The sequence below is a fragment of the Pseudomonas sp. TAE6080 genome (assembly GCF_018732265.1).
Lineage (GTDB): Bacteria > Pseudomonadota > Gammaproteobacteria > Pseudomonadales > Pseudomonadaceae > Aquipseudomonas > Aquipseudomonas brenneri.
The window spans coordinates 171,272-194,293 of the sequence record NZ_JAHIDY010000001.1 but is presented as its reverse complement, the minus strand read 5'-3'; the positions used below and the strand labels follow the sequence as shown (position 1 = coordinate 194,293).

Here is a 23,022-nt window from a genome sequence, read left to right as displayed (position 1 = left end):
ACGCCCCGCTCTCGTGATGAGAGCGGGGCGTTTTTTTATGTCTTGGACAATCAGCCGCGAGCTTGGTCGATCAACTCGATGTACTCGTCCGCATTGCGCTGGTCCTTGATCAGGTCGACGAAGGTCTGGCCGTGCTCGTCCTTGCCGTCGAGGTCCAGGCCGGCCTCCTTGAAAAAGGCCAGGAAACGCCCGAAATCGTCGATGCGCAAGCCGCGATAGGCTTTGATCAGTTTGTGCAGGGAAGGTGAAGTGGCGTCGACCGGCTCGAAGTCCAGGAACAACTTGATTTGATCGTCGCCGATCTCGTCACCAATCAACTGTTTCTTATCTTTACGCATTGCCGACTCCAGCCTGCAGACATTTACACGGGGGTAGAAGTCTACCTGCGGGACTCAAGGTTCGGAAGCCACGAAAATCGAATGTGGACTCAGTCGAACTGGGCCAGCATCCAGCGATGATACTCAGCCATACCGGCTTCGCCTTCACGGGGTGCCCAGCTCGCCAGCTCGCCCTCGCCTACCGGGCGATAAGGGCCAGCCTTGCACTCGAACATCACCGAGTCGGGCTCAAGCACCACCAAGCCATGGAAAACGCCGGGCGACAGATCAACACCCTGGCACTCTCCACCCGCCTGCAAGATGCGCCGTTCGAGAACTTCGCCTGAGTCGCTGAAGATCAGAATGCCCAGGCGCCCCTTGAGTACCAGCAGGGTCTCGGCCTTGTCAGCAGTGAGGTGACGATGAGGCTGCACGTAGGTGTGTGGCTGTAAACCGACAGCCATGCGATGGCACGGCTCTTCCATCTGGTGGAAGTTGACGTTCTGCCGGCCACGGGGGCTGGCGGCGGCTTTCTCGGCCAATTCGGCAAACAGAGATTGATCAAGAAAACGCGCCATGGCTTACATCCCCTTCACAGCAAAGATGCCATTGGCATTACGCCAGTAGCCTTTGTAGTCCATGCCGTAACCAAAGATGTAGCGGTCGATGCACGGCAGGCCAACGTAATCGGCTTTCAGGTCCGGGCGGGCCTTGCGGTCGTGGTCTTTATCGATCAGCACGGCGGTGTGCACTTTGCGCGCACCGGCGTGTTTGCAGAAGTCGATGATCGCGCCCAGGGTATGACCTTCGTCGAGGATGTCGTCGATGATCAATACGTCGCGGTCGATGAACGACACTTCCGGCTTGGCTTTCCAGAACAGGTCACCGCCGCTGGTTTCATTGCGATAGCGGGTGGCGTGCAGGTAGGACGCTTCCAGGGGGAATTGCAGGTGAGTCAGCAATTTGCCGGCGAAAATCAGACCACCGTTCATCACACAGAACACCACCGGGTTGGTGTCGGCCATTTCGCGGGTGATGTGCGCGCCGACCTTGGCGATAGCCTCTTCGACTTGTGCTTCGGTGTACAGGCAGTCAGCCTCGCGCATGATTTGACGGATATGGTCGAGATCAGCGGACATGGCGCTCTCCAGAGGGGTACTGTGGCAAGAAAAGCGGGCGAAGGTACGCTTCTGGGACGCAACGTTCAAGCCTTTATGGACTAACGTACTGGTTGTCTATAGGACAACACCCTCGGATAGATTAATCTAGGCCGGTTTTTTTGCCCGCCGCCGGAGCCTTTCCCCATGCCCATCCGTGAGATCCGCCACCCGCTGATCCGACACAAGCTCGGCCTTATGCGCCGCGCCGACATTAGCACGAAGAACTTCCGTGAGCTTGCTCAGGAAGTCGGAGCGTTGCTCACCTACGAAGCCACTAAAGATTTACCCCTGGAAAACTACGAGATCCCCGGTTGGTGCGGTCCCGTCCAGGTCGAGAAAATCGCCGGCAAGAAAATTACCGTGGTGCCGATCCTGCGCGCCGGCATCGGCATGCTTGAAGGCGTGCTGAGCCTGATCCCGGGCGCCAAGGTCAGCGCTGTGGGCGTAGCCCGCAACGAAGAAACCCTGCAGGCCCACACCTACCTGGAAAAACTCGTCCCGGAAATCGACGAACGCCTGGCGATGATCATCGACCCGATGCTGGCCACCGGCAGTTCCATGGTCGCCACCATCGACCTGCTGAAGAAAGCCGGCTGCAAGGACATCCGCGCCATGGTGCTGGTGGCTGCGCCCGAAGGGATCGCCGCCGTCGAAAAAGCGCACCCGGATGTGATGATCTACACCGCGTCCATTGATGAACGCCTGAACGAGCACGGCTACATCATTCCGGGCCTGGGCGATGCTGGCGACAAGATCTTCGGCACCAAGCAGAAGGACGCGTGAGCATGCAGGATGAATTCAACGACCCGCTTTGGCGCCAGATCCTGTCTGGCGCACAAATGCTCTTCGTAGCATTTGGCGCGTTGGTGTTGATGCCGCTGATCACAGGTCTTGATCCAAACGTTGCACTGTTTACCGCAGGCCTTGGCACGTTGCTGTTCCAGATCGTGACCGGGCGCCAAGTGCCGGTGTTCCTGGCATCGAGCTTTGCCTTTATCACCCCGATCATTCTCGCCAAGGGCCAGTTCGGCCTCGCGGCGACCATGGGCGGCGTGATGGCGGCGGGGTTCGTCTATACCTTCCTCGGCCTGGCCGTGAAGATCAAAGGCACCGGTTTTATCGACCGGCTGCTGCCGCCCGTGGTCATCGGGCCGGTGATCATCTCCATCGGCCTGGCCATGGCGCCGATCGCCGCCAATATGGCGATGGGCAAGAGCGGTGACGGTGCCGAGCTGATCCATTACCAGACGGCGATGATGATCTCGATGCCAGCGCTGCTGACCACGCTGATCGTGGCCGTATTCGGCAAGGGCATTTTCCGCCTGGTGCCGATCATTGCCGGGGTGCTGGTGGGTTTTGGCATGTCGTTCTACTTTGGCGTGGTCGATACCGCGAAGATCGCCGCCGCCCCATGGCTCGCCCTGCCCCACTTCACCGCACCGGAGTTCAACTGGCAGGCGATCCTGTTTATCGTCCCGGTGGCCCTGGCACCGGCCATCGAGCACATCGGCGGCGTGATTGCCGTGGGTAGCGTGACTGGTCGCGATTACCTGAAAAAGCCCGGCCTGCATCGCACGCTATTGGGCGACGGTATCGCCACCACCACTGCCGGTATGTTCGGCGGCCCGCCCAACACCACCTACGCCGAAGTGACGGGCGCGGTGATGCTGACCAAGAACTACAACCCGAAGATCATGACCTGGGCGGCAGTATTCGCCATCACCCTGGCCTTTGTCGGCAAGTTCGGCGCGCTGCTGCAGAGCATTCCGGTGCCGGTGATGGGCGGGATTCTGTGCCTGTTGTTCGGCTCGATTGCCGCGGTGGGGATGAATACCCTGATCCGTCACAAGATCGACCTGGGCGAAGCGCGCAATCTGGTGATTGTGTCAGTGACCCTGGTCTTCGGGATTGGTGGTGTGCTGATCGGCACCGGCACCGGTCCGGATGATTTCGGCCTCAAGGGCATCGCCCTCTGTGCCGTGGTGGCAATTGGTTTGAACCTGCTGCTGCCGGGCAATGATGGCTGGAAGCACAAGAAGCCGGACGAGCCGTTGCTCTAAAAGCTGCGGATTGTCGGTGTTGCTGATGGCCTCATCGTGGGCAAGCCCGACTCCCACATTGAAGTGTATTCCAATGTGGGATCCGGGCTTGCCCACGATGAGGCCAGTCCAGCCGATGTAGATCCAAGCCTTAAAGATCGCCCAAGCCATCGACCAGCGCCTGGTTCTGCTCTGGCGTACCGATGCTGATCCGCAGGAACTGGGCAATCCGCTCCTGCTTGAAGTGCCGCACGATCACCCCTTGCTCACGCAGTTTGGCCGCCAGGCCGGCTGCGTCGTGCCGTGGGTGGCGGGCAAAGATGAAGTTGGCCGCCGAAGGCAGCACTTCAAAGCCTTTACCCTCCAACTGCGCAACCACCTTCTCGCGACTGTCGATGACCAACTGGCAGGTCTTCTCGAAGTATTCACGATCTTCAAAGGCTGCCGCCGCGCCGACAATCGCTAGGCGATCCAGCGGATACGAGTTGAAGCTGTTCTTGACCCGCTCCAGCGCCTCGATCAGGTCCGGATGGCCCACCGCCAGGCCGACCCGCAGACCGGCCAGTGAGCGCGATTTGGAGAGGGTCTGGGTGACCAGCAAGTTCGGGTAACGGTCCACCAGGCTGATCGCGGTTTCGCCGCCGAAGTCGATATAGGCCTCATCAACCACCACCACCGAATCCGGGCTGGCCTTGAGAAGTTGCTCTACCGCATCCAGTGCCAGCACGCAGCCGGTCGGCGCGTTCGGGTTGGGGAAGATGATCCCGCCGTTAGGCTTGGCATAGTCCGCCACGCGGATCTGGAACTGCTCATCCAGCGGCACCGGGTCGGACTTGATGCCATACAGCCCGCAGTAGACGGGATAAAAGCTGTAGCTGATATCCGGAAACAGCAGCGGCAAGTCGTGCTGGAACAGACCGTGGAAGATGTGCGCCAGGACCTCATCGGAACCATTGCCGAGGAAGACCTTGCCTGCATCGACCCCGTAATACTTGGCCACCGCCTGCTTGAGCAGATCGCTGTTGGGGTCGGGGTACAAGCGCAGGTTGTCGTTCAGCTCGGTCTGCATGGCTGCCAGCGCCTTGGGCGATGGACCATAGGGGTTTTCGTTGGTGTTGAGCTTGACCAGCTTGGTCAGCTTCGGCTGCTCGCCGGGCACGTAAGGCACCAGGTCCTTGACGAAGGGGCTCCAGAATTTGCTCATGCCTTACTCTCCCTTGACGATGCGGTATTCGGCGCTGCGGGCGTGCGCGCTCAGCGATTCACCACGGGCCAGCACCGAGGCGGTCTTGCCCAGCTCCGAGGCGCCCTGTGGCGAGCAGAAGATGATCGACGAGCGCTTCTGGAAGTCGTACACCCCCAGCGGCGACGAGAAGCGCGCAGTGCCGGACGTCGGCAGGACGTGGTTGGGACCGGCGCAGTAGTCGCCCAGGGCTTCGCTGGTGTGGCGGCCCATGAAGATCGCCCCGGCATGGCGAATCGACGGCAGCCAGGCTTGTGGATCGGCCACGGACAGCTCCAGGTGTTCCGGCGCGATGCGGTTGGCGACTTCGATGGCCTGTTCCATGTCTTGCACCAGGATCAGCGCGCCACGGCCATTGATCGACTTCTCGATGATCTCGGCACGTTCCATGGTCGGCAGCAGTTTATTGATGCTGGCGGCCACCTTGTCGAGGAACTCGGCGTCGGGGCTGACCAGGATCGACTGGGCGTCTTCGTCGTGCTCGGCCTGGGAAAACAGGTCCATGGCGATCCAGTCCGGGTCGGTCTGGCCGTCGCACACCACGAGGATTTCCGAAGGGCCGGCGATCATGTCGATGCCGACCTGGCCAAATACGTGGCGCTTGGCGGTGGCGACGTAGATGTTGCCTGGGCCGACCACCTTATCCACCTTCGGCACGCTTTCGGTGCCATAGGCCAGGGCCGCAACGGCTTGCGCGCCACCGATGGTGAACACGCGATCAACCCCAGCGATACAGGCCGCTGCCAGCACCAGCTCGTTGATTTCACCGCGCGGGGTCGGCACGACCATGACCACTTCGGTCACACCTGCCACCTTGGCCGGAATCGCGTTCATCAGTACCGACGACGGATACGAAGCCTTGCCACCCGGCACATACAGGCCGGCACGGTCCAGGGGCGTGACCTTCTGGCCCAGCACCGTGCCATCAGCCTCGGTGTAGCTCCAGGAGTCTTGTTTCTGCTTCTCGTGGTAGCTACGCACCCGCGCTGCCGCCACTTCCAGGGCTTCACGCTGAGGCGCCGTGATGCGCGTCAGGGCCAGCTCCAGGCGTTCGCGGGGCAGGATCAGGTCAGCCATGGACTTGACGTCCAGGCCGTCAAACTGCCGGGTAAAGTCCACCAGCGCCGCATCGCCGCGCTCGCGCACAGCCTTGATGATGTCGAGCACCCGCTGGTTGACCGAATCGTCGGACACGCTTTCCCAGCTCAGCAGATGATCCAGATGATGGGCGAAATCCGGGTCGGCAGCGTTGAGTCGGGCAATTGCAGTGGACGTGGTCATAGCGAGGGCCTCAATAGAATTGGCAAAGACTCAGGCGCCCTAAACTAGCAGTCGTTTCCGCTTGGGCACCTGAGAATTCTGGCTATGAGGCGGATAGACGGGCGCAGCTTTTCAGCTACGCGGGTGAGTCAACCGCGGTGTCGAGACTCCACTGCCTTGCGCAGGGTGTCGATCAACGCCTGGATACGGGCGTGCTGCATTTTCATCGAAGCTTTGTTGACGATCAGCCGGGAGCTGATGTCGGCGATAAAGTCCTGGGGCTCCAGGCCATTGGCGCGCAGGGTGTTGCCGGTGTCGACCACGTCGATGATCTTGTCGGCCAGGCCAATCAACGGCGCCAACTCCATCGAGCCGTAGAGCTTGATGATGTCGACCTGACGGCCTTGCTCGGCGTAATAACGCTTGGCGACGTTGACGAACTTGGTGGCCACCCGCAAGCGGCCCTTGGGCTCGACATCACCGACACGGCCAGCAGTCATCAACTTGCACAGGGCGATACGCAAGTCCAGCGGCTCGTACAGCCCCTGGCCACCGTATTCCATCAGCACGTCCTTACCGGCGACACCGAGGTCGGCGGCGCCATGTTCAACATAGGTCGGCACGTCGGTAGCCCGCACGATCAACAGGCGAACGTCGTCCTGGGTCGTGGGGATGATCAGCTTGCGGCTCTTGTCCGGATTCTCGGTCGGCACGATGCCCGCTTCAGCCAGAAGCGGCAATGTATCGTCAAGGATGCGGCCCTTGGACAGTGCGATGGTCAACATGGGAAACGTCAGTCCTTCATCAGGCTATTGCTGTCCGGTCGCAAACGGCGCCAGACACAGATCGAGGCCATGACAGCCTCGATTTGAAACAAACCAGTGTTTGTAGGAGCGGGCTGGCTCGCGAAGAACTCATGGACACCACGTTGATTCTGGATAAACGCGTTATCGTTGACGTTTTTCGCGAGCAAGCTCGCGCCTACAGTGCAGCTGGGACTAGCCCGGTACGCGGCGGATTTTTGCGCCGAGCATCTGCAGTTTTTCTTCGATGCACTCGTAGCCACGGTCTATGTGGTAGATGCGATCGATCAGGGTGTCGCCGTCAGCGCACAGTGCCGAGATCACCAGACTGGCCGAAGCCCGCAGGTCGGTCGCCATCACTGGCGCGCCCTTGAGCTGCTCGATGCCGGTAACGATGGCAGTGTTGCCTTCGACCTGGATCTTGGCGCCCATGCGGTGCAGTTCATACACGTGCATGAAGCGGTTTTCGAAGATGGTTTCGATGACCGCACCGGTACCTTCGGCAATCGCGTTCAGGGAGATGAACTGCGCCTGCATGTCGGTCGGGAACGCCGGGTACGGAGCAGTACGCACGTTGACGGCCTTTGGCCGCTTGCCATGCATGTTCAGCTCGATCCAATCTTCGCCGCAGGTGATTTCGGCACCTGCTTCACGCAGTTTTTCCAGGACCGCTTCCAGGATGGTCGGATCGGTGTCCTTGACCTTGACGCGGCCGCCGGTCACGGCAGCGGCAACCAGGTAGGTACCGGTCTCGATACGGTCCGGCATCACTTTATAGGTGGCCGTGTGCAGACGCTCTACACCATCGATAGTGATGGTGTCGGTGCCAGCCCCGGAAACCTTCGCGCCCATGGCGTTCAGGAAGTTGGCCAGGTCGACCACTTCCGGCTCGCGCGCGGCGTTTTGCAGGACGCTGCGGCCCTTGGCCAGGGCAGCGGCCATCATGATGTTCTCGGTACCGGTCACGCTGACGGTATCAAAGAAGAAGCTCGCACCACGCAGGCCGCCTTCCGGCGCCTTGGCCTTGATGTAGCCGCCTTCGACGTCGATGGTTGCGCCCATGGCTTCAAGGCCACGGATGTGCAGGTCCACCGGACGCGAACCGATGGCGCAACCGCCAGGCAGAGCCACTTCGGCTTCGCCGAAACGGGCGACCATCGGGCCCAGCACCAGGATCGAGGCACGCATGGTTTTCACCAGTTCGTACGGTGCGATCAGGGTCTTGATGGTGCGCGGATCGATTTCGACCGACAGCTTCTCGTCGATCACAGGCTCAATGCCCATGCGGCCGAACAGCTCGATCATCGTAGTGATGTCGTGCAGGTGCGGCAGGTTGGCTACGGTAACCGGGCCATCGCACAGCAAGGTAGCGGCCAGGATCGGCAAGGCCGAGTTTTTAGCCCCGGAGATACGGATTTCGCCATCAAGACGGGCACCGCCGGTAATAATCAATTTATCCATAAGAATCTCGACGCCTTGGGGGCTCAGGTGCGCTCGGCCCAGGCCGCGCGGCTGAAAAATTTCATAGTGACCGCATGGATGCTGCCATCGGTGATCCACGGGTTCAAATGGGCATAGATCTGCTGCTGACGCTTGACCGGGCTCAATGCCGCCAGTTCATCGCTAATCACGTTCAGCTGGAAATTGCAGCCTTCGCCTTCAACTGCAACCTCAGTATTCGGCAGCTTTCCTTCAAGGAAGCTTTTAACTTCTAGGGCCTGCATGCTCAACCTCTATCGGCGCCCAGTGCGCGCGGGTCGCACATCATACAAAAAAGCCCCGCGCCTGCGAACCCCGCATAGCAGGACTCTGACGGGGGGCTTCTTCAATAATGTGTATTAAGGATGCGCCAACAGCTCCGCCAGACCGCAAACCTGGGCAATTTCCCGCATATCCTCGGGTAATGCGCGAATACTGACAGGTTTGCTGACTGCGGCGGCGTCACGTAGGAAACACAGGAGCAATGACAAGCCAACACTGCTGGACTTCACCACCGCCGAGCAATCGATAACCAATGCCGACGCAGTGCTGGCATTGATCAGCGCCTGGCCCTGCTTGCGCAAGGCCGGCCCGGTGCTGTAGTCGAGCACGCCACTCAAGAGCAACTCGCCGGCCTGGCCTTGACGAACAGCCGACTCAGTCATGGGGCCTGCTTCTCTGCGGCTTCTTCGGTCACTTCCTTGGCCTTGGCCACTTCGCCAGCCCAACCATTGATGGTTTTGTCCAGGTCGTTGCCATTGCGCTGCATGGCGTCGGCAAACTGGTCACGGAACAACTTGCCGATGTTGATGCCGTTGATGATCACGTTGCGCACTTTCCACTCACCGTTGATTTTCTCAAGGGTGTAGGAAACCGGATAGACCGAGCCATTGTTGCCCTTGACCTGCATATCCACGCTGGTGCGGTCGCCAGACTCATCCTTGGCCGGGGAAACGACGATGCCCTGGTTGTTGTATTCCAGCAGGGCGTTGCCGTAGAACTGCATCAGGCTGCGCTTGAAGTTTTCCTGGAAGCGTTGCATCTGCTCAGGCGTAGCCTTGCGCGAGTACTTGACGGTCATGATGCTGCGGGAGATGCCGTCAGCGTCGACCACCGGCCCCACGATCCCGTTAAGGGCGTCGTAGAACGCGCCTGGGCTCTGCTTGTACTTGTCCTTGTTCGCGGCAAGGTCAGCCAGCAGTTCTTTGGTGGTTCTATCAATAATGTCGTGCGCCGAAGGCGCCGCCACGGCGTTAGCCATCAATGGCAAGGCTGCCAACAGCACCAACAGGCCACGTCGCAAGGTAGAGATCATGAACAAACTCCTCATTTGGCGTCTTTGCTAACCGTATTAAGCAGGAATTTACCGATCAGGTCCTCAAGCACCAACGACGACTGTGTGTCATGAATGGTCGAGCCATCCTTGAGCAAGGCTTCTTCCCCGCCCACGCTGATACCGATGTACTTCTCGCCCAGCAGACCCGCCGTGAGAATAGATGCAGTGGAGTCATTCGGCAGATTATCTACCTTCTTGTCCAGTTGCAGGGTCACGCGGCCGGTGAAGCTGTCGCGGTCCAGATCGATTGCCGTGACCTTGCCGATGGTCACACCGGCCATGGTCACTTTGGATCTGACCGTCAAACCGGCGATATTGTCGAAGTAGGCGTAAAGTTTATAGGTATCGGCGGCCGGACTGGTCGACAAGCCGCTGACTCGCAGGGCGAGCAACAGTAAAGCCAGGATGCCAGCCAGCAAGAAAAGGCCGACACCGATTTCCACAGTGCGGTTTTGCATCAGAAATCTCCAAACATCAAGGCGGTCAAAATGAAGTCAAGGCCCAGTACCGCCAGCGAGGCGTACACAACGGTCTTGGTGGTGGCACGACTGATCCCCTCTGAAGTGGGCTCACAGTCATAGCCTTGGAATACGGCGATCCAAGTCACGACAAAGGCGAAGACGATGCTCTTGATAATGCCATTGAGCACGTCACCGCTGAAGGTCACGCTGTTCTGCATGTTGGCCCAGTAGGAGCCGTCGTAGACCCCCAGCCAGTCCACCGCCACCCACGAACCACCCCAGATCCCGACCACGCTGAAGATCATCGCCAGCAGTGGCAGGGAAATGAAGCCGGCCCACAGGCGCGGGGCAACAATGTACTTGAGCGGGTCCACGCCGATCATTTCCAGGCTGGACAACTGCTCGGTGGCCTTCATGTTGCCGATCTCGGCGGTCAACGCAGAACCGGCACGCCCGGCAAACAGCAATGCCGTGACCACCGGCCCCAGCTCACGCAACAGCGTCAGCGCAACCATCTGCCCCACCGCCTGCTCGGAACCGTAGCTGGACAGGATATTGAAGCCCTGCAACGCCAGCACCATGCCGATGAACACCCCGGAGACCACGATGATCACCAGGGACATCACGCCCACCGAATGCAACTGCTTGAGCAGCAAGCCAAAACCACCGCCAATACCGCCGCGGCCAAGCAAGGCGTGAAACAGGAAAATCGTCGAACGCCCGAGCACTTCGAGGATGTCGATGCCAGAGCGACCGAAAAGACGAACCTTCTCGATTAAAGATGTCTTGCGCATCAGCGCTTCCCCAGAAGATCTGAGCGGTAGTCCGCTGCCGGAAAATGAAAAGGCACCGGGCCATCAGGATCGCCGGTCATGAATTGGCGAATACGCGGGTTGTCAGCGTTCATCAGTTCTTCAGGCGTACCCTGCCCCAACACCTGGCCATCACCGACAACATAGAGGTAGTCGGCAATGCTCGCGGTTTCGGCCAGGTCATGGGAAACCACGATACTGGTGATACCCAGCGCATCGTTGAGCAGACGGATCAGACGCACCAAGACCCCCATGGCGATGGGGTCCTGGCCGACGAACGGCTCGTCATACATCAGGATCTGGGGGTCGAGGGCAATCGCACGTGCCAAGGCGACACGCCGCTTCATACCGCCGGAGAGTTCATCTGGCATCAGGTCGATGGCACCGCGAAGGCCGACGGCCTGCAGTTTCAGCAATACAATGTCACGAATCATTTCTTCGGACAGTTGGGTGTGCACCCGCAACGGGAACGCGACGTTTTCGAAAACGTCGAGATCGGTGAACAGAGCGCCGCTCTGAAACAGCACACCCATGTGCTTGCGCGCATCGAACAGGTCACTGCGCGACAGGGTCGGCAGGTTCTGGCCGTTGACCCAGACTTCCCCGGCGGTTGGGCGCAGTTGCATGCCCATCAGGCGCAGCAGGGTCGTCTTGCCGCAGCCGGACGGCCCCATGATGCCCGTCACTTTGCCGCGGGGAATGCGAATATCGACATTATTGAAGATGCTGCGCGTACCGCGCTTGAAGGAAAGGCCCTTCAGCTCGACCGCGTAGGCGTTATCGGCACTCATCTAAACTCCTTGGGATGCAGCTTCTCACTCAGACACCATGCTTGGGACAACTGCTTGCGACAGTTAGACACATGTGGACTGCGCGGACCGAACTGGCGGCGAACTATATCACTGCTGACATAAAGCGCCCAAGGCCGGAGCAGCGCTTGTTCAGAAACAGGACAGGTAAAAAGCGCTTTTGCGACTGTTCTCAGTCTTAAGAAGCACAACGCCTGACGAACTTGCGTGAGGGAATTGCTCATTACCGCTATAATCGCCGACTTTTCGTCAGGCTATACGATTTCAGACATGAGCCAATCCAGCGACCTTATTCAATCCGCACAACGCACCATCCGCCTCGAACTTGAAGCCGTAGAAGGCTTGCTGGCCCATATCGACGCAGATTTCGTACGCGCCTGCGAGATGATCCTGGCCAGTAAAGGCCGGGTTGTCGTGGTCGGCATGGGCAAATCAGGCCATGTCGGCAACAAGATTGCCGCCACCCTGGCCAGCACTGGCACCACCGCATTTTTCGTGCACCCGGCCGAAGCCAGTCATGGTGACATGGGCATGATCACCCGTGATGACGTGATCCTGGCCTTGTCCAACTCCGGCACCACCAACGAAATCGTGACCCTGCTGCCGCTGATCAAGCGCCTGGGCATCAAGCTGATCAGCGTGACCGGCAACCCGGATTCGACGCTGGCCAAGGCCGCCGAAGTGAACCTGAACGTGCACGTGGCCCACGAAGCCTGCCCGCTCAACCTGGCGCCGACCTCCTCAACCACCGCCGCCCTGGTCATGGGCGACGCGCTGGCCGTGGCCCTGCTGGAAGCCCGCGGTTTTACCGCCGAAGATTTCGCCTTTTCCCACCCAGGTGGTGCCCTCGGTCGTCGCCTACTGCTGAAAGTGGAAAATGTGATGCATTCCGGCGATGAGCTGCCACAGGTACAGCGCGGCACGTTGCTCAAGGACGCCTTGATGGAAATGACCCGCAAGGGCCTGGGCATGACGGTGATCCTGGAAGCCGACGGGCGCCTGGCCGGGGTATTCACTGACGGCGACCTGCGCCGCACCCTGGACCGCACCATCGATATCCACACCGCAACCATCGATCAAGTCATGACCCCCCACGGCAAGACCGCCCGCGCCGAAATGCTCGCGGCTGAAGCCCTGAAGATCATGGAAGACCACAAAATCGGCGCCCTGGTGGTGGTCGACGATGCCGATCACCCGATCGGTGCCCTGAACATGCACGATTTGCTGCGCGCAGGAGTGATGTAAATGAGCAACGACCTGTTGCAACGGGGCAAGGCCATCAAACTGGCAATTTTCGACGTCGACGGCGTGCTGACCGACGGCCGCCTGTACTTTCTCGAAGACGGCAGCGAATTCAAGACCTTCAACACACTGGACGGCCAGGGCATCAAGATGCTGATGGCCTCTGGTGTGCAAACCGCGATCATCAGTGGTCGAAAGACGCCAGTTGTGGAACGCCGCGCACAAAACCTGGGGATTCCTTACCTCTATCAGGGGCGCGAGGATAAACTGGTGGTTCTGGATGAGCTTCTTGGCAAACTCAACCTAAGCTATGAGCAGGTTGCCTACCTGGGCGACGACTTGCCTGACCTGCCGGTGATTCGCCGCGTAGGCCTGGGCATGGCCGTGGCCAATGCCGCGTCGTTTGTCCGCGAGCATGCCCATGGCATCACCCAGGCCCGTGGCGGCGAAGGCGCCGCCCGCGAGTTCTGCGAGCTGATCCTGCGTGCCCAGGGCAGCCTTGAAGCGGCCCACGCCGCCTACCTATAGAGCCTTCTATGCTGAGCAAAAAGATTCGCAACTTCCTGATATTCGGAGCCATCACCGCGCTGTTCCTGGCGGTGGGCTACTGGAATATCAGCCCGGAGCGCTTCCTCGACCAGCCTGTTGTGCAGGCCGACCAGGGCGCCATCGACTATTACGCCACCAACGCCTACAGCGTGCAGTTCCTGCCTGACGGCAAGGTGCAATACGAAATGACGTCGGACAAGGTCGAACACTTGAAGGCTTCGGAGGTCACATTGCTGACCAATCCCGACCTGAACCTGTATCGCGGCACCGAATTCCCGTGGCATGTCACCAGCAAGCGTGGCGAGGTCAACCCGGACGGTACCGAAGTGGAGCTGATCGATTCGGTGCGCGTTGCGCGCACCGACGCACAGAACCGCGAGACCATCATTACCAGCAGTCGCATGACCGTATTCCCACAGAAGCAATATGCGCAGACCGAGCAAGACGTTAGAATCGACGGCGCTGGCGGTGTATCGACTGGCAAGGGAATGAAAGCGTATTTGAAAGAAAGCAGGATACACCTGCTATCGAACGTAAGAGGACAGTATGAGGCTCGTTAAAACCCTCCCTATTTTGCTCGGTCTGGGCGCAGCACTGGGAAGCGTGAGCGCCTGGGCTCTGCCGAACGATAGCCAGCAACCGATCCACATTCAGGCTGACGATGCGCAGCTGGATGACAAGCAAGGTATCGCGACCTACAAGGGCGATGTAATCATCACCCAAGGCTCGATGAAAATTACCGGCAATACCGTGACCCTGACCCGCACCCCGGCCGGCGACATCGACGTCGTGACCTCGGTGGGCAACCTTGCCTATTTCGAACAGAAGCAGAACGCCGCCGATCCAGGTCCGATCAAAGGCTACGGCGTAACCATCCAGTACCACGCGCCGCAAAACCGCATCGTACTGACTGACCGCGCCAAAGTGATCAGCAGCGACGGCAACTCGACCGAAGGCGAGAAAATCGTCTACGACACCGTCAAGCAAGTTGCGACTGCCGGCCGCGCCAATGGCACCAAGGTCACCGCACCACGCCCGCGTATCGACATGGTTATCCAGCCGAAGAAGAAGGCCGAGTAATGGCAACCCTGAAAGCCCAGCATCTGGCCAAGGCCTATAAAAGCCGTCAGGTCGTGCGCGACGTCAGCCTGTCGATCGACAGCGGCCAGATCGTCGGCCTGCTTGGCCCCAACGGTGCCGGCAAGACCACCTGCTTCTACATGATCGTCGGCCTCGTCCAGGCCGACCAGGGTCGTGTCTTGATCGACGACCTGGACGTCAGCCACCAGCCAATGCACGGTCGTGCACGGGCCGGTATCGGCTATCTCCCCCAGGAGGCGTCGATCTTCCGCAAACTGTCAGTGTCCGACAACATCATGGCGATCCTTGAAACCCGCAAGGAACTGGATCGCGACGGACGTCGCCAGGAGCTGGAAAGCCTGCTGCAGGAATTCCACATCAACCACATTCGCGACAACCTCGGCATGAGCCTGTCCGGCGGCGAGCGTCGTCGTGTGGAAATCGCCCGCGCCCTGGCCACCGCACCGAAATTCATCCTGCTGGATGAACCCTTCGCCGGTGTCGACCCGATTTCGGTTGGCGACATCAAGCAGATCATCCATCACCTCAAGGCCAAGGGGATCGGCGTGCTGATCACCGACCACAACGTGCGTGAGACCCTGGATATCTGCGAAACCGCGTACATCGTCAACGATGGCCAACTGATTGCCGAAGGTGACTCCGCTACCATCCTGGCCAACGAACTGGTCAAGGAAGTGTACCTGGGGCACGAATTCCGCCTGTAAGCACTGTGGTGTCAGGACATTCGCCATCAGGCGCGGGAGTCAATAAAAACCTCATTATTTTTATTGTTACCGCGCTCTAGGCAAAGCCCCCGATATCAGGCATATAATTTGCTTATGTTTGGCGCTCACGCGCCCTGTCGTGGATGGCGCATTGCGCCGGCGAATAAGGTGTTAAGCCCCTGCCATGAAACCATCGCTAGTCCTGAGAATGGGCCAGCAGCTGACGATGACACCGCAGCTGCAACAGGCCATCCGCCTGCTCCAATTGTCGACCCTGGACCTGCAACAGGAAATCCAGGAGGCCCTGGAGTCCAACCCGATGCTCGAACGCCAGGAAGAAGGCGACGACTTCGATAACGCCGACCCGCTGGCCGACAACATCGAGCAAAAACCCAATACCGACGTCCAGGAGCCGTCCTACCAGGAAACCGCACCCACGGTGGATAACCTGGAAGAAGGCGAATGGAACGAACGCATTCCCAATGAACTGCCGGTGGATACGGCCTGGGAAGACGTCTACCAGACCAGCGCCAGCAGCCTGCCCAGCAACGACGATGACGAGTGGGACTTCACCACCCGCACCTCCGTTGGCGAGAGCCTGCAGAGCCACCTGCTGTGGCAATTGAACCTCGCACCGATGTCCGACACCGATCGCCTGATCGCCGTGACCCTGATCGATTGCATCAACAATCAGGGCTACCTGGACGAGACACTCGAAGAAATCCTTGAGGCTTTCGACCCGGAACTGGATATCGAGCTGGACGAAATCGAAGCAGTCCTGCACCGCATCCAGCAGTTCGAGCCTGCCGGCATCGGCGCCCGCAACCTCAGCGAGTGCCTGCTGCTACAACTGCGCCAGTTGCCGGCCAAGACCCCATGGCTGGCCGAAGCCCAGCGCCTGGTCACCGATTACATCGACCTGCTGGGCGGCCGCGACTACAGCCAGTTGATGCGCCGGATGAAGCTCAAGGAAGACGATCTGCGCCAGATTATCGAACTGGTACAGAGCCTCAACCCGCGCCCCGGCTCGCAAATCGAGTCCAGCGAAGCCGAATACGTCGTCCCCGACGTGATCGTGCGCAAGGACAACGAGCGCTGGCTGGTGGAACTGAACCAGGAATCGGTACCGCGCCTGCGCGTCAACCCGCAGTACGCCGGTTTCGTACGCCGGGCCGATACCAGCGCCGACAACACCTTCATGCGCAACCAGTTGCAGGAAGCGCGCTGGTTCATCAAGAGCCTGCAAAGCCGTAACGAAACCCTGATGAAAGTGGCTACCCAGATCGTCGAGCACCAGCGTGGCTTCCTGGAATATGGCGACGAGGCGATGAAACCGCTGGTACTGCATGATATTGCCGAAGCGGTTGGCATGCATGAATCGACCATTTCCCGGGTAACCACCCAGAAGTTCATGCATACCCCACGGGGAATTTATGAACTGAAATACTTTTTCTCCAGCCATGTCAGCACCTCCGAAGGCGGCGAATGCTCGTCCACGGCGATCCGCGCGATCATCAAAAAACTGGTTGCCGCGGAAAATCAGAAAAAGCCGTTGAGTGACAGCAAGATCGCTGGTTTACTGGAGGCACAAGGCATTCAGGTCGCCCGTCGAACCGTCGCCAAGTACCGCGAGTCCCTTGGGATCGCGCCTTCCAGCGAGCGTAAGCGGTTGATGTGACGGGCGGGCCACAGCGTTCCAGTGGCGGGTATTCCTACCCGCCGCTTTATGCACTGGCAACGAAGGAGAAGCTGTATGCAAGTCAACATCAGTGGACACCAACTGGAAGTGACCGAACCGCTGCGCGCCTACATCAGCGAAAAACTCAAACGAATTGAGGGGCATTTCGACAAGATCACCAATGTGCAAGTCATCATGTCTGTCGAAAAGCTGAAGCAGAAAATCGAAGCCACCTTGCGTATACCCGGCGGGGAAGTAGTCGCCAATGCCGAGCATTCAGACATGTATGCCGCCATTGATGACCTGACCGACAAGCTGGATCGCCAAATCAAAAAGCATAAGGAAAAGCAGCAGAGCCTTCTTCAAGGCACAGGCCGCTAACACTCCCCACCCATGATTCGACTTGAAACCATCCTGACCCCCGGCCGTTCCCTCGTGAACGTGCCGGGCGGCAGTAAAAAGAAAGCCCTCGAACAGATTGCCAACCTGATCGGCCGCGAAGTGCCTGAGCTGGATACGCAAGATGTGTACGAGGCCCTGATTGCTCGTGAAAAACTCGGCTCGACCGGTTTTGGCAACGGCATCGCAATTCCACACTGCCGCCTCAAAGGCTGTGAAACCCCGGTCAGCGCCCTGCTGCACCTGGAGGCCCCCATTGATTTCGACGCCATCGATGGCGCCCCGGTTGACCTGCTGTTTGTCCTGCTGGTCCCGGAAGCCGCTACCGATGCACACCTGGAGCTGCTCCGGCAGATCGCCAGCATGCTCGACCGTGAAGATGTACGTAAGAAGCTGCGCAGTGCTAGCACCAACGAAGCGCTGTATCAGGTTGTCCTGGATGAGCAAAGCGGGCAGTAATCATGCGTTTGATCATCGTCAGCGGGCGTTCCGGCTCGGGTAAAAGTACTGCCCTCAACGTGCTTGAGGACAATGGGTTCTATTGCATCGACAACTTGCCGGCAGGCCTGCTGCCCGAGTTGGCCGAACGCGCACTGATCCATACCGAGCTGGCGCAACCGCTGGTGGCTGTATCGATCGACGCACGCAACCTGCCCAGCCACCTCACGCGATTCCCGGAACTGCTTGAAGAGGTACGCGCCAAGCATATTCATTGCGACGTGCTGTACCTGGATGCCGACGAAGAAACGCTGCTCAAGCGCTTCTCGGAAACCCGTCGCCGCCACCCGCTGAGCAGCTCGAACCGCTCGCTGGCGGAAGCCATCGAGGACGAGACCAAGCTGTTGGGGCCGATCATTGATTTGGCCGACCTCAAGATCAACACCACCAGCCTGAACCTGTACCAACTGCGTGACGCCATCAAGCTGCGCCTGCTGAACCAGCCGGAGCCCGGCACGGCCTTCCTGGTTGAATCCTTTGGTTTCAAGCGGGGCATGCCGGTAGACGCCGACCTGGTGTTTGACGTGCGCTGCCTGCCCAATCCCTACTGGAAGCCGGAACTGCGCGATCAGTCCGGGCTGGACCAGCCGGTGGCCGAGTACCTGGCAGCCCAACCGGATGTCGAGGAGATGTTCCAGGATATCTCCAGTTACCTGCTCAAGTGGCTGCCGCGCTTTGCCGCCAGCAACCGGGCCTATGTCACCATCGCCATTGGCTGTACCGGCGGGCATCACCGCTCCGTCTACCTGACCGAGCGCCTGGGCCAGGCCCTGCAGAAAACCCTCAAGAATGTCCAGGTCCGCCACCGCGACCTTAGCTGAAAGGAACACCTTCGCGATGCCCGCTCTGGAAATTGAAATCATCAACAAACTGGGCTTGCATGCCCGCGCGTCGGCTAAATTTGTCGGGGTTGCGGGCCAGTTTCCTTGCCAAGTCCGTGCTGGGCGTACGCCAGAATCCATGGTCGACGGCAAAAGCATCATGGCGATGATGATGCTGGCAGCCGGCAAGGGCACCACAATTCACCTGAAGACCGAAGGTGAGCAGGAACAGGAAGCGCTGGATGCGCTGGTGAAGTTGATCAACAACTACTTCGATGAAGGCGAATAATCCCTGCCCAACATAAATCCCATGTGTACGGGCTTGTGTGGGAGCTGGCTTGCCTGCGATAGCTGTGGATCAGCCAACATTTTTATCGACTAATACACCGCTATCGCTGGCAAGCCAGCTCCTACAGTGATTTTGCGCTAGAAGTCAGCCCAGCGCTGTATCCATGGCCATCATCAGACAAAACCCGATGCACAGCCCCAGGCTGGCCAGCTTGTCATGGCCATTGCGCCGCGACTCGGGAATCACTTCATGAGTCACCACCAATAGCATCGCCCCAGCCGCCAGGGCCAGGCCCAAAGGCAATAGCATCTCGGCCAGGCTGACCAGCCAGGCACAGAGCACGGCAAACACCGGCTCTACCAGCCCGGATGCAGCACCGATCAGGAATGCCTTGACCCGCGACATCCCCGCCCCTGCCAGTACCAACGCAATCACCAACCCCTCGGGCACATCCTGCAAGGCGATGCCCATGGCCAGGCTATCGGCATCGGGCATGCCGCCACCGGCCGAGACACCCACCGCCATGCCTTCGGGAATGTTGTGGGCAATGATGGCAAACACAAACAGCCAGATGCGCGGTGGGATTACCGGTTTGTCGGGCGTACCGACCAGCATCTCCGGGCTGGCCCCGGAGACCTTGCGGTCCACCAGGAACAAACCGAAAGCGCCCAACATAATGCCAAAACTGATCAATCCGCTGGAGGCCCAGGGCGTCAGCCCCAGGTTTTCGGCGGCGGCGATTCCCGGCACGACCAGCGAAAACGCCGTCGCCGCCAGCATCACCCCGGCACCAAAGCCCAGCAATGTGTCGCTGACCGCCAGCGGCATCCGCCGGATCACCAGGACCGGCACCGCGCCCAATGCTGTGCCCAGGGCACAAATTGCACCACCCTGCAGGGCCCGCAGAATCCGTGGCTCCAGGTTCAGCCAGGCCAGCCCGTGGGCCACCAGCAATGCAGTTCCCGCCAATAGCAGCAGCGAGCCAAACGCATAACGGAACATTCGTACGCTGCTGATCGCCAGTGTTTCAGTGCCCATAGTCGGCCTTAGATCTTGTTATGAGAGGGCATTAAGCCAGTGCAGCCTGATAGCGCTCAGCGACTTCCGGCCAGTTGATAACACTGTAGAAGGCGTTGATGTATTCAGGGCGGCGGTTTTGATAGAGCAGATAGTAGGCGTGCTCCCAGACATCCAGGCCGAGGATCGGCGTATTGCCGTTCATCAATGGGCTGTCCTGGTTGCCACTGCTTTCGACGACAAGGGTCTTTTGCGGGGTGACACTCAGCCAGGCCCAACCACTGCCAAAACGAGTCAGCGCGGCCTTGGTGAATGCATCCTTGAACGCGTCAAAACCACCCAGCTGTGCATCAATCGCCTGACCCAGGACGCCCTCGGGCTTACCGCCGCCCTTGGGCGACATGACCGCCCAGAACAACGAGTGGTTGGCATGCCCACCGCCTTGGTTGATCACCGCCACACGCAGTTTTTCCGGCAGTTGCTGGACGCTGGAGACCAGCTTCTCTACCGGCCAACCGGCAAACTCAGTGCCTTCGACGGCGGCATTGAGGTTATTGATATAGGTCTGGTGGTGCTTGGTGTAGTGGATTTCCATGGTTTGCGCATCGATATGCGGTTCCAGGGCATCGTAGGCATAAGGCAAGGCAGGCAAGGTGTAGGTCATATCAATGGGCTCCATAAAAAGGGCTGTTGCGGGTCGGCACATCCGTCTGCGCCGTATTGCTGCCCAGCAAGCGATGGGTACGGGGGTACTCGCCGTGATCGCTGATGAAATTCAACAGTTCAACGTAGGTCTTGCTGCTCTGGCGCAAGGCCGCCTCGCGCAAGGCTTGAGGCAGCCGAGTGTCCTGCATGGTCTGCAGCAAGCGCTGGTGAATGGCGCAGAGGTATTCGGCGCTTTCCTCAGGCTGGTTCAAGCGCAGGTGCAGGTCCGCCAGGTTGTGGTGGGAAATAACGCAAGCTGCCACGGCTTCGTCGGCATCACCCCAGCGCTCGAACAACACTTGGGCCAGGGCCAGCGCCTGCAGGTAATGCTCGCGGGCATCCACCAGTTCGCCCTGCATAAAGCAGCGATTGGCCCGTTCGATCGTGCGTTTCCAGTGCTCCATGGTGAGCCTCCAAAGCAGGGTCGGTGATTACACACCGCCCGCCGTGAGCTTTTCCGGGTCCAGCAGGACCTCCAGTTGGCTGCGCGGCAAGTCGGTGTGTTCGAGAGCCACATCAATCACCGGCCGGCCTTGTTGATAGGCTTTCTTGGCGATTTCAGCAGCCTTTTGGTAACCAATGATCGGGTTGAGTGCGGTGACCAGGATCGGATTGCGCGACAAGGCTTCCTTGAGCTTGGGTTCGTTGACCTTGAAGCTGGCGATGGCCTTGTCCGCCAGCAGGCGGCTGGAGTTGGCCAGCAACTCCAGGCTGCCGAGCAGGTTCTGGGCGATGATCGGCAACATCACGTTCAGCTCGAAGTTGCCAGACTGCCCCGCAACCGTGATCACGCTGTCATTGCCGATAACCTGTGCCGCAACCATCGCGGTGGCCTCCGGGATCACCGGGTTGACCTTGCCGGGCATGATCGACGACCCCGGCTGCAGGCCTTCGAGCTCGATTTCACCAAGGCCTGCCAGTGGGCCGGAGTTCATCCAGCGCAGGTCGTTGGCGATTTTCATCAGCGTTACGGCAATGGCTTTGAGTTGGCCGGAAACAGCCACGGCGGTGTCCTGGGAGCCAATCAAGGCGAACAGGTTCTTGCCCGGTGTGAAATGCACTTGGGTCAGGTTGCTCAGTTGCTGGCTGAAACGCACAGCAAACTCAGGGTGTGCGTTGACCCCGGTGCCTACCGCAGTACCGCCCTGCGCCAAGGCTTGCAGGCTTGGCAGCAGGCCTTGCAGGTGACCGATATTGGCCTTGAGCTGCTGCGCCCAGCCCTCCAGGACCTGGCTCATACGCACCGGCATGGCATCCATGAGGTGCGTACGCCCGGTCTTGATGAACGGATGGACTTCAACCGCCTTGCGCTCGATCACTTCAACCAAGTGCAGCAACGCCGGCAACGTCTGCTCATGCAGCACCAACGCGGCGCTGACATGGATGGTGGTCGGGATGATGTCGTTGCTGCTCTGCCCGCAGTTGACGTGATCGTTTGGGTTGACCGGCTCGCCCAGCAGGCGGCTGGCCAGGGTCGCGATCACTTCGTTGGCATTCATGTTGGAACTGGTGCCGGAACCAGTCTGGAAGATATCCACCGGGAAGTGCTGCATGAAGTCGCCTTCCAACAAGCCTTGGGCTGCCTCGACGATGGCTTTGCCCTGGCCTTCGCTGATCTGCTTGAGATCGACATTGGCCTTGGCGGCCGCAGCCTTGGCCAGGATCAGGGCACGAATGAACTGGGTCGGCATGCGTTGGTGGCTGATCGGAAAGTTGTTCACCGCACGCTGAGTCTGGGCGCCATACAAAGCCTCTGCGGGGACTTGCAACTCGCCCATGCTGTCGCGTTCGATACGGGTATTACTCATCGGAAGATCCTTGCACCAAGTCGGAGTGAGAAATAGACGGCAACAATTCACAGGTCGCCAATTGCCAGGCAAAGGTCTGCCAGCGCTTGAGGCGGCAGGCACAGTGAGACAGGTTTTCCAGGTCCCGCAGAGGGCGCCAGGCCTGGTCCAGGCACACGGAGCGCCAATGCCAGGGCAAGGCGATATCACTGGCGGTGTCAATCAGCAGGCGGAACGAGGTCTCGGCGATGGTCCACGGGTGTGTGGCCGTACAGCAGGCCAGATAGCGCCCCTCGTTCAAGTAGTGTTCGATCAGGCGTGGCTCATCAGGGTTGAGCCCGCAGCGAATCTGACGACTCATCCAGCGCCAGCTTTCCAGGTAGGGATCCTCGTGCAAGACAGAACTCATGACCCACGCTCATTCGATAATGATATTTATTATTAAATGATATTGAGAATCAAAACAAGCTATTGAGCCTATAGCTTTTTCGGCCTGGTGATATTCCAGGCAAA

30 protein-coding genes are annotated in these 23,022 nt (G+C 59.5%); 12 read left to right on the top strand and 18 right to left on the bottom strand.

All coding sequences use genetic code 11. The features are described from left to right. Nucleotides 1-50: 50 nt before the first annotated feature. The 3 genes from KL786_RS00945 to KL786_RS00935 form a co-directional block, all read right to left on the bottom strand. Complete coding sequence (locus KL786_RS00945; RefSeq protein ID WP_215516419.1) at nucleotides 51-338, bottom strand: PA4642 family protein; 288 nt, start codon at nucleotides 336-338, stop codon at nucleotides 51-53. Between the two features lie 89 nt (nucleotides 339-427). Further along, entirely contained in the window at nucleotides 428-895 is a 468-nt protein-coding gene (locus tag KL786_RS00940) for a WbuC family cupin fold metalloprotein (RefSeq protein ID WP_215516418.1), read from the bottom strand. A 3-nt stretch (nucleotides 896-898) separates the two neighbouring features. Continuing rightward, the gene (locus KL786_RS00935; protein WP_029291749.1) at nucleotides 899-1,456 is read right to left on the bottom strand and encodes a hypoxanthine-guanine phosphoribosyltransferase; all 558 of its coding nucleotides are present in this window, start codon (nucleotides 1,454-1,456) and stop codon (nucleotides 899-901) included. Between the two features lie 165 nt (nucleotides 1,457-1,621). On the opposite strand from KL786_RS00935, the gene upp reads away from it, so the two are divergent. Next, on the top strand, nucleotides 1,622-2,260 hold the full coding sequence (upp, locus tag KL786_RS00930) for a uracil phosphoribosyltransferase (protein ID WP_032860073.1): 639 nt from the start codon (nucleotides 1,622-1,624) through the stop codon (nucleotides 2,258-2,260). A gap of 2 nt (nucleotides 2,261-2,262) precedes the next feature. Further along, nucleotides 2,263-3,537: a uracil-xanthine permease family protein gene (locus KL786_RS00925; protein WP_032860074.1), complete on the top strand. Its 1,275-nt coding sequence runs from the start codon at nucleotides 2,263-2,265 to the stop codon at nucleotides 3,535-3,537. Nucleotides 3,538-3,667: 130 nt separating this feature from the next. On the opposite strand, the gene hisC is transcribed toward KL786_RS00925, so the two are convergent. The 10 genes from hisC to KL786_RS00875 all read right to left on the bottom strand — a co-directional run bounded on the left by hisC (nucleotide 3,668) and on the right by KL786_RS00875 (nucleotide 11,701). After that, nucleotides 3,668-4,720, bottom strand: a complete 1,053-nt coding sequence (gene hisC / locus KL786_RS00920) for a histidinol-phosphate transaminase (RefSeq protein WP_215516417.1) — start codon at nucleotides 4,718-4,720, stop codon at nucleotides 3,668-3,670. Nucleotides 4,721-4,723: 3 nt separating this feature from the next. Next, entirely contained in the window at nucleotides 4,724-6,040 is a 1,317-nt protein-coding gene (hisD, locus tag KL786_RS00915) for a histidinol dehydrogenase (RefSeq protein ID WP_215516416.1), read from the bottom strand. A gap of 128 nt (nucleotides 6,041-6,168) precedes the next feature. Further along, complete coding sequence (hisG, locus tag KL786_RS00910; protein WP_003188599.1) at nucleotides 6,169-6,804, bottom strand: ATP phosphoribosyltransferase; 636 nt, start codon at nucleotides 6,802-6,804, stop codon at nucleotides 6,169-6,171. Nucleotides 6,805-7,017: 213 nt separating this feature from the next. Beyond that, nucleotides 7,018-8,283 (bottom strand): UDP-N-acetylglucosamine 1-carboxyvinyltransferase, encoded by a 1,266-nt coding sequence (gene murA, locus KL786_RS00905; protein ID WP_032860076.1) that lies wholly within the window; start codon nucleotides 8,281-8,283, stop codon nucleotides 7,018-7,020. A gap of 23 nt (nucleotides 8,284-8,306) precedes the next feature. Next, complete coding sequence (locus KL786_RS00900; protein ID WP_010567702.1) at nucleotides 8,307-8,546, bottom strand: BolA family protein; 240 nt, start codon at nucleotides 8,544-8,546, stop codon at nucleotides 8,307-8,309. Between the two features lie 114 nt (nucleotides 8,547-8,660). Continuing rightward, nucleotides 8,661-8,966 (bottom strand): STAS domain-containing protein, encoded by a 306-nt coding sequence (locus KL786_RS00895; RefSeq protein WP_215516415.1) that lies wholly within the window; start codon nucleotides 8,964-8,966, stop codon nucleotides 8,661-8,663. Continuing rightward, nucleotides 8,963-9,616, bottom strand: a complete 654-nt coding sequence (locus KL786_RS00890) for an MlaC/ttg2D family ABC transporter substrate-binding protein (RefSeq protein ID WP_032860078.1) — start codon at nucleotides 9,614-9,616, stop codon at nucleotides 8,963-8,965. The genes KL786_RS00895 and KL786_RS00890 overlap by 4 nt, the downstream gene beginning before the upstream one ends. Before the next feature lie 11 nt (nucleotides 9,617-9,627). Next, entirely contained in the window at nucleotides 9,628-10,095 is a 468-nt protein-coding gene (mlaD, locus tag KL786_RS00885) for an outer membrane lipid asymmetry maintenance protein MlaD (RefSeq protein WP_032860079.1), read from the bottom strand. Continuing rightward, a complete protein-coding gene (gene mlaE / locus KL786_RS00880) occupies nucleotides 10,095-10,892 on the bottom strand; it encodes a lipid asymmetry maintenance ABC transporter permease subunit MlaE (protein ID WP_032860080.1) in 798 nt (265 codons plus the stop codon). The genes mlaD and mlaE overlap by 1 nt, the downstream gene beginning before the upstream one ends. Beyond that, nucleotides 10,892-11,701 carry an ATP-binding cassette domain-containing protein gene (locus tag KL786_RS00875; protein ID WP_029291781.1) on the bottom strand — a complete coding sequence of 270 codons (810 nt, stop codon included), beginning with the start codon at nucleotides 11,699-11,701 and terminating at the stop codon, nucleotides 10,892-10,894. Before KL786_RS00875 ends, mlaE begins: the two co-directional genes overlap by 1 nt. 288 nt (nucleotides 11,702-11,989) lie before the next feature. On the opposite strand from KL786_RS00875, the gene KL786_RS00870 reads away from it, so the two are divergent. From KL786_RS00870 to KL786_RS00825, 10 genes are all read left to right on the top strand, one after another. Continuing rightward, the gene (locus KL786_RS00870; protein ID WP_032860081.1) at nucleotides 11,990-12,964 is read left to right on the top strand and encodes a KpsF/GutQ family sugar-phosphate isomerase; all 975 of its coding nucleotides are present in this window, start codon (nucleotides 11,990-11,992) and stop codon (nucleotides 12,962-12,964) included. Further along, nucleotides 12,965-13,489, top strand: coding sequence for a KdsC family phosphatase (locus KL786_RS00865; RefSeq protein ID WP_032860082.1), 525 nt, complete (start codon nucleotides 12,965-12,967; stop codon nucleotides 13,487-13,489). Nucleotides 13,490-13,497: 8 nt separating this feature from the next. Next, on the top strand, nucleotides 13,498-14,070 hold the full coding sequence (lptC, locus tag KL786_RS00860) for an LPS export ABC transporter periplasmic protein LptC (protein ID WP_215516414.1): 573 nt from the start codon (nucleotides 13,498-13,500) through the stop codon (nucleotides 14,068-14,070). After that, entirely contained in the window at nucleotides 14,057-14,590 is a 534-nt protein-coding gene (gene lptA, locus KL786_RS00855) for a lipopolysaccharide transport periplasmic protein LptA (protein ID WP_215516413.1), read from the top strand. The genes lptC and lptA overlap by 14 nt, the downstream gene beginning before the upstream one ends. After that, entirely contained in the window at nucleotides 14,590-15,315 is a 726-nt protein-coding gene (gene lptB / locus KL786_RS00850; RefSeq protein ID WP_029291791.1) for an LPS export ABC transporter ATP-binding protein, read from the top strand. The genes lptA and lptB overlap by 1 nt, the downstream gene beginning before the upstream one ends. A gap of 184 nt (nucleotides 15,316-15,499) precedes the next feature. Next, nucleotides 15,500-16,993: an RNA polymerase factor sigma-54 gene (locus tag KL786_RS00845; protein ID WP_215516412.1), complete on the top strand. Its 1,494-nt coding sequence runs from the start codon at nucleotides 15,500-15,502 to the stop codon at nucleotides 16,991-16,993. 75 nt (nucleotides 16,994-17,068) lie between these two features. Next, a complete protein-coding gene (gene hpf, locus KL786_RS00840) occupies nucleotides 17,069-17,374 on the top strand; it encodes a ribosome hibernation-promoting factor, HPF/YfiA family (protein ID WP_032860085.1) in 306 nt (101 codons plus the stop codon). A 12-nt stretch (nucleotides 17,375-17,386) separates the two neighbouring features. Then, the gene (gene ptsN / locus KL786_RS00835; protein WP_215516411.1) at nucleotides 17,387-17,851 is read left to right on the top strand and encodes a PTS IIA-like nitrogen regulatory protein PtsN; all 465 of its coding nucleotides are present in this window, start codon (nucleotides 17,387-17,389) and stop codon (nucleotides 17,849-17,851) included. A gap of 2 nt (nucleotides 17,852-17,853) precedes the next feature. Beyond that, nucleotides 17,854-18,711: an RNase adapter RapZ gene (gene rapZ / locus KL786_RS00830; protein WP_215516410.1), complete on the top strand. Its 858-nt coding sequence runs from the start codon at nucleotides 17,854-17,856 to the stop codon at nucleotides 18,709-18,711. Nucleotides 18,712-18,727: 16 nt separating this feature from the next. Further along, nucleotides 18,728-19,000, top strand: a complete 273-nt coding sequence (locus tag KL786_RS00825; RefSeq protein ID WP_057438107.1) for an HPr family phosphocarrier protein — start codon at nucleotides 18,728-18,730, stop codon at nucleotides 18,998-19,000. Between the two features lie 144 nt (nucleotides 19,001-19,144). Here KL786_RS00825 and KL786_RS00820 read toward each other — a convergent pair whose 3' ends face one another. From KL786_RS00820 to KL786_RS00800, 5 genes are read right to left on the bottom strand one after another with little or no spacing between them, the layout of a single operon-like run. Continuing rightward, on the bottom strand, nucleotides 19,145-20,038 hold the full coding sequence (locus KL786_RS00820; protein WP_038443334.1) for a ZIP family metal transporter: 894 nt from the start codon (nucleotides 20,036-20,038) through the stop codon (nucleotides 19,145-19,147). Between the two features lie 31 nt (nucleotides 20,039-20,069). Then, on the bottom strand, nucleotides 20,070-20,681 hold the full coding sequence (locus KL786_RS00815; protein WP_215516409.1) for a superoxide dismutase: 612 nt from the start codon (nucleotides 20,679-20,681) through the stop codon (nucleotides 20,070-20,072). Between the two features lies 1 nt (nucleotide 20,682). Further along, entirely contained in the window at nucleotides 20,683-21,126 is a 444-nt protein-coding gene (locus tag KL786_RS00810; RefSeq protein WP_032860091.1) for a DUF2753 family protein, read from the bottom strand. A 27-nt stretch (nucleotides 21,127-21,153) separates the two neighbouring features. Beyond that, entirely contained in the window at nucleotides 21,154-22,530 is a 1,377-nt protein-coding gene (locus KL786_RS00805) for a class II fumarate hydratase (protein WP_215516408.1), read from the bottom strand. Beyond that, nucleotides 22,523-22,918 (bottom strand): FagA protein, encoded by a 396-nt coding sequence (locus KL786_RS00800; RefSeq protein WP_215516407.1) that lies wholly within the window; start codon nucleotides 22,916-22,918, stop codon nucleotides 22,523-22,525. The genes KL786_RS00805 and KL786_RS00800 overlap by 8 nt, the downstream gene beginning before the upstream one ends. Between the last annotated feature and the right edge of the window lie 104 nt (nucleotides 22,919-23,022).

What these genes read in the sequence shown, in the direction of transcription:
- KL786_RS00945 (WP_215516419.1), bottom strand. Translation starts at nt 338, where the DNA reads ATGCGTAAAGATAAGAAACAGTTGATTGGTGACGAGATCGGCGACGAT.
- KL786_RS00940 (WP_215516418.1), bottom strand. Translation starts at nt 895, where the DNA reads ATGGCGCGTTTTCTTGATCAATCTCTGTTTGCCGAATTGGCCGAGAAA.
- KL786_RS00935 (WP_029291749.1), bottom strand. Translation starts at nt 1,456, where the DNA reads ATGTCCGCTGATCTCGACCATATCCGTCAAATCATGCGCGAGGCTGAC.
- upp (WP_032860073.1), top strand. Translation starts at nt 1,622, where the DNA reads ATGCCCATCCGTGAGATCCGCCACCCGCTGATCCGACACAAGCTCGGC.
- KL786_RS00925 (WP_032860074.1), top strand. Translation starts at nt 2,263, where the DNA reads ATGCAGGATGAATTCAACGACCCGCTTTGGCGCCAGATCCTGTCTGGC.
- hisC (WP_215516417.1), bottom strand. Translation starts at nt 4,720, where the DNA reads ATGAGCAAATTCTGGAGCCCCTTCGTCAAGGACCTGGTGCCTTACGTG.
- hisD (WP_215516416.1), bottom strand. Translation starts at nt 6,040, where the DNA reads ATGACCACGTCCACTGCAATTGCCCGACTCAACGCTGCCGACCCGGAT.
- hisG (WP_003188599.1), bottom strand. Translation starts at nt 6,804, where the DNA reads ATGTTGACCATCGCACTGTCCAAGGGCCGCATCCTTGACGATACATTG.
- murA (WP_032860076.1), bottom strand. Translation starts at nt 8,283, where the DNA reads ATGGATAAATTGATTATTACCGGCGGTGCCCGTCTTGATGGCGAAATC.
- KL786_RS00900 (WP_010567702.1), bottom strand. Translation starts at nt 8,546, where the DNA reads ATGCAGGCCCTAGAAGTTAAAAGCTTCCTTGAAGGAAAGCTGCCGAAT.
- KL786_RS00895 (WP_215516415.1), bottom strand. Translation starts at nt 8,966, where the DNA reads ATGACTGAGTCGGCTGTTCGTCAAGGCCAGGCCGGCGAGTTGCTCTTG.
- KL786_RS00890 (WP_032860078.1), bottom strand. Translation starts at nt 9,616, where the DNA reads ATGATCTCTACCTTGCGACGTGGCCTGTTGGTGCTGTTGGCAGCCTTG.
- mlaD (WP_032860079.1), bottom strand. Translation starts at nt 10,095, where the DNA reads ATGCAAAACCGCACTGTGGAAATCGGTGTCGGCCTTTTCTTGCTGGCT.
- mlaE (WP_032860080.1), bottom strand. Translation starts at nt 10,892, where the DNA reads ATGCGCAAGACATCTTTAATCGAGAAGGTTCGTCTTTTCGGTCGCTCT.
- KL786_RS00875 (WP_029291781.1), bottom strand. Translation starts at nt 11,701, where the DNA reads ATGAGTGCCGATAACGCCTACGCGGTCGAGCTGAAGGGCCTTTCCTTC.
- KL786_RS00870 (WP_032860081.1), top strand. Translation starts at nt 11,990, where the DNA reads ATGAGCCAATCCAGCGACCTTATTCAATCCGCACAACGCACCATCCGC.
- KL786_RS00865 (WP_032860082.1), top strand. Translation starts at nt 12,965, where the DNA reads ATGAGCAACGACCTGTTGCAACGGGGCAAGGCCATCAAACTGGCAATT.
- lptC (WP_215516414.1), top strand. Translation starts at nt 13,498, where the DNA reads ATGCTGAGCAAAAAGATTCGCAACTTCCTGATATTCGGAGCCATCACC.
- lptA (WP_215516413.1), top strand. Translation starts at nt 14,057, where the DNA reads ATGAGGCTCGTTAAAACCCTCCCTATTTTGCTCGGTCTGGGCGCAGCA.
- lptB (WP_029291791.1), top strand. Translation starts at nt 14,590, where the DNA reads ATGGCAACCCTGAAAGCCCAGCATCTGGCCAAGGCCTATAAAAGCCGT.
- KL786_RS00845 (WP_215516412.1), top strand. Translation starts at nt 15,500, where the DNA reads ATGAAACCATCGCTAGTCCTGAGAATGGGCCAGCAGCTGACGATGACA.
- hpf (WP_032860085.1), top strand. Translation starts at nt 17,069, where the DNA reads ATGCAAGTCAACATCAGTGGACACCAACTGGAAGTGACCGAACCGCTG.
- ptsN (WP_215516411.1), top strand. Translation starts at nt 17,387, where the DNA reads ATGATTCGACTTGAAACCATCCTGACCCCCGGCCGTTCCCTCGTGAAC.
- rapZ (WP_215516410.1), top strand. Translation starts at nt 17,854, where the DNA reads ATGCGTTTGATCATCGTCAGCGGGCGTTCCGGCTCGGGTAAAAGTACT.
- KL786_RS00825 (WP_057438107.1), top strand. Translation starts at nt 18,728, where the DNA reads ATGCCCGCTCTGGAAATTGAAATCATCAACAAACTGGGCTTGCATGCC.
- KL786_RS00820 (WP_038443334.1), bottom strand. Translation starts at nt 20,038, where the DNA reads ATGGGCACTGAAACACTGGCGATCAGCAGCGTACGAATGTTCCGTTAT.
- KL786_RS00815 (WP_215516409.1), bottom strand. Translation starts at nt 20,681, where the DNA reads ATGACCTACACCTTGCCTGCCTTGCCTTATGCCTACGATGCCCTGGAA.
- KL786_RS00810 (WP_032860091.1), bottom strand. Translation starts at nt 21,126, where the DNA reads ATGGAGCACTGGAAACGCACGATCGAACGGGCCAATCGCTGCTTTATG.
- KL786_RS00805 (WP_215516408.1), bottom strand. Translation starts at nt 22,530, where the DNA reads ATGAGTAATACCCGTATCGAACGCGACAGCATGGGCGAGTTGCAAGTC.
- KL786_RS00800 (WP_215516407.1), bottom strand. Translation starts at nt 22,918, where the DNA reads ATGAGTTCTGTCTTGCACGAGGATCCCTACCTGGAAAGCTGGCGCTGG.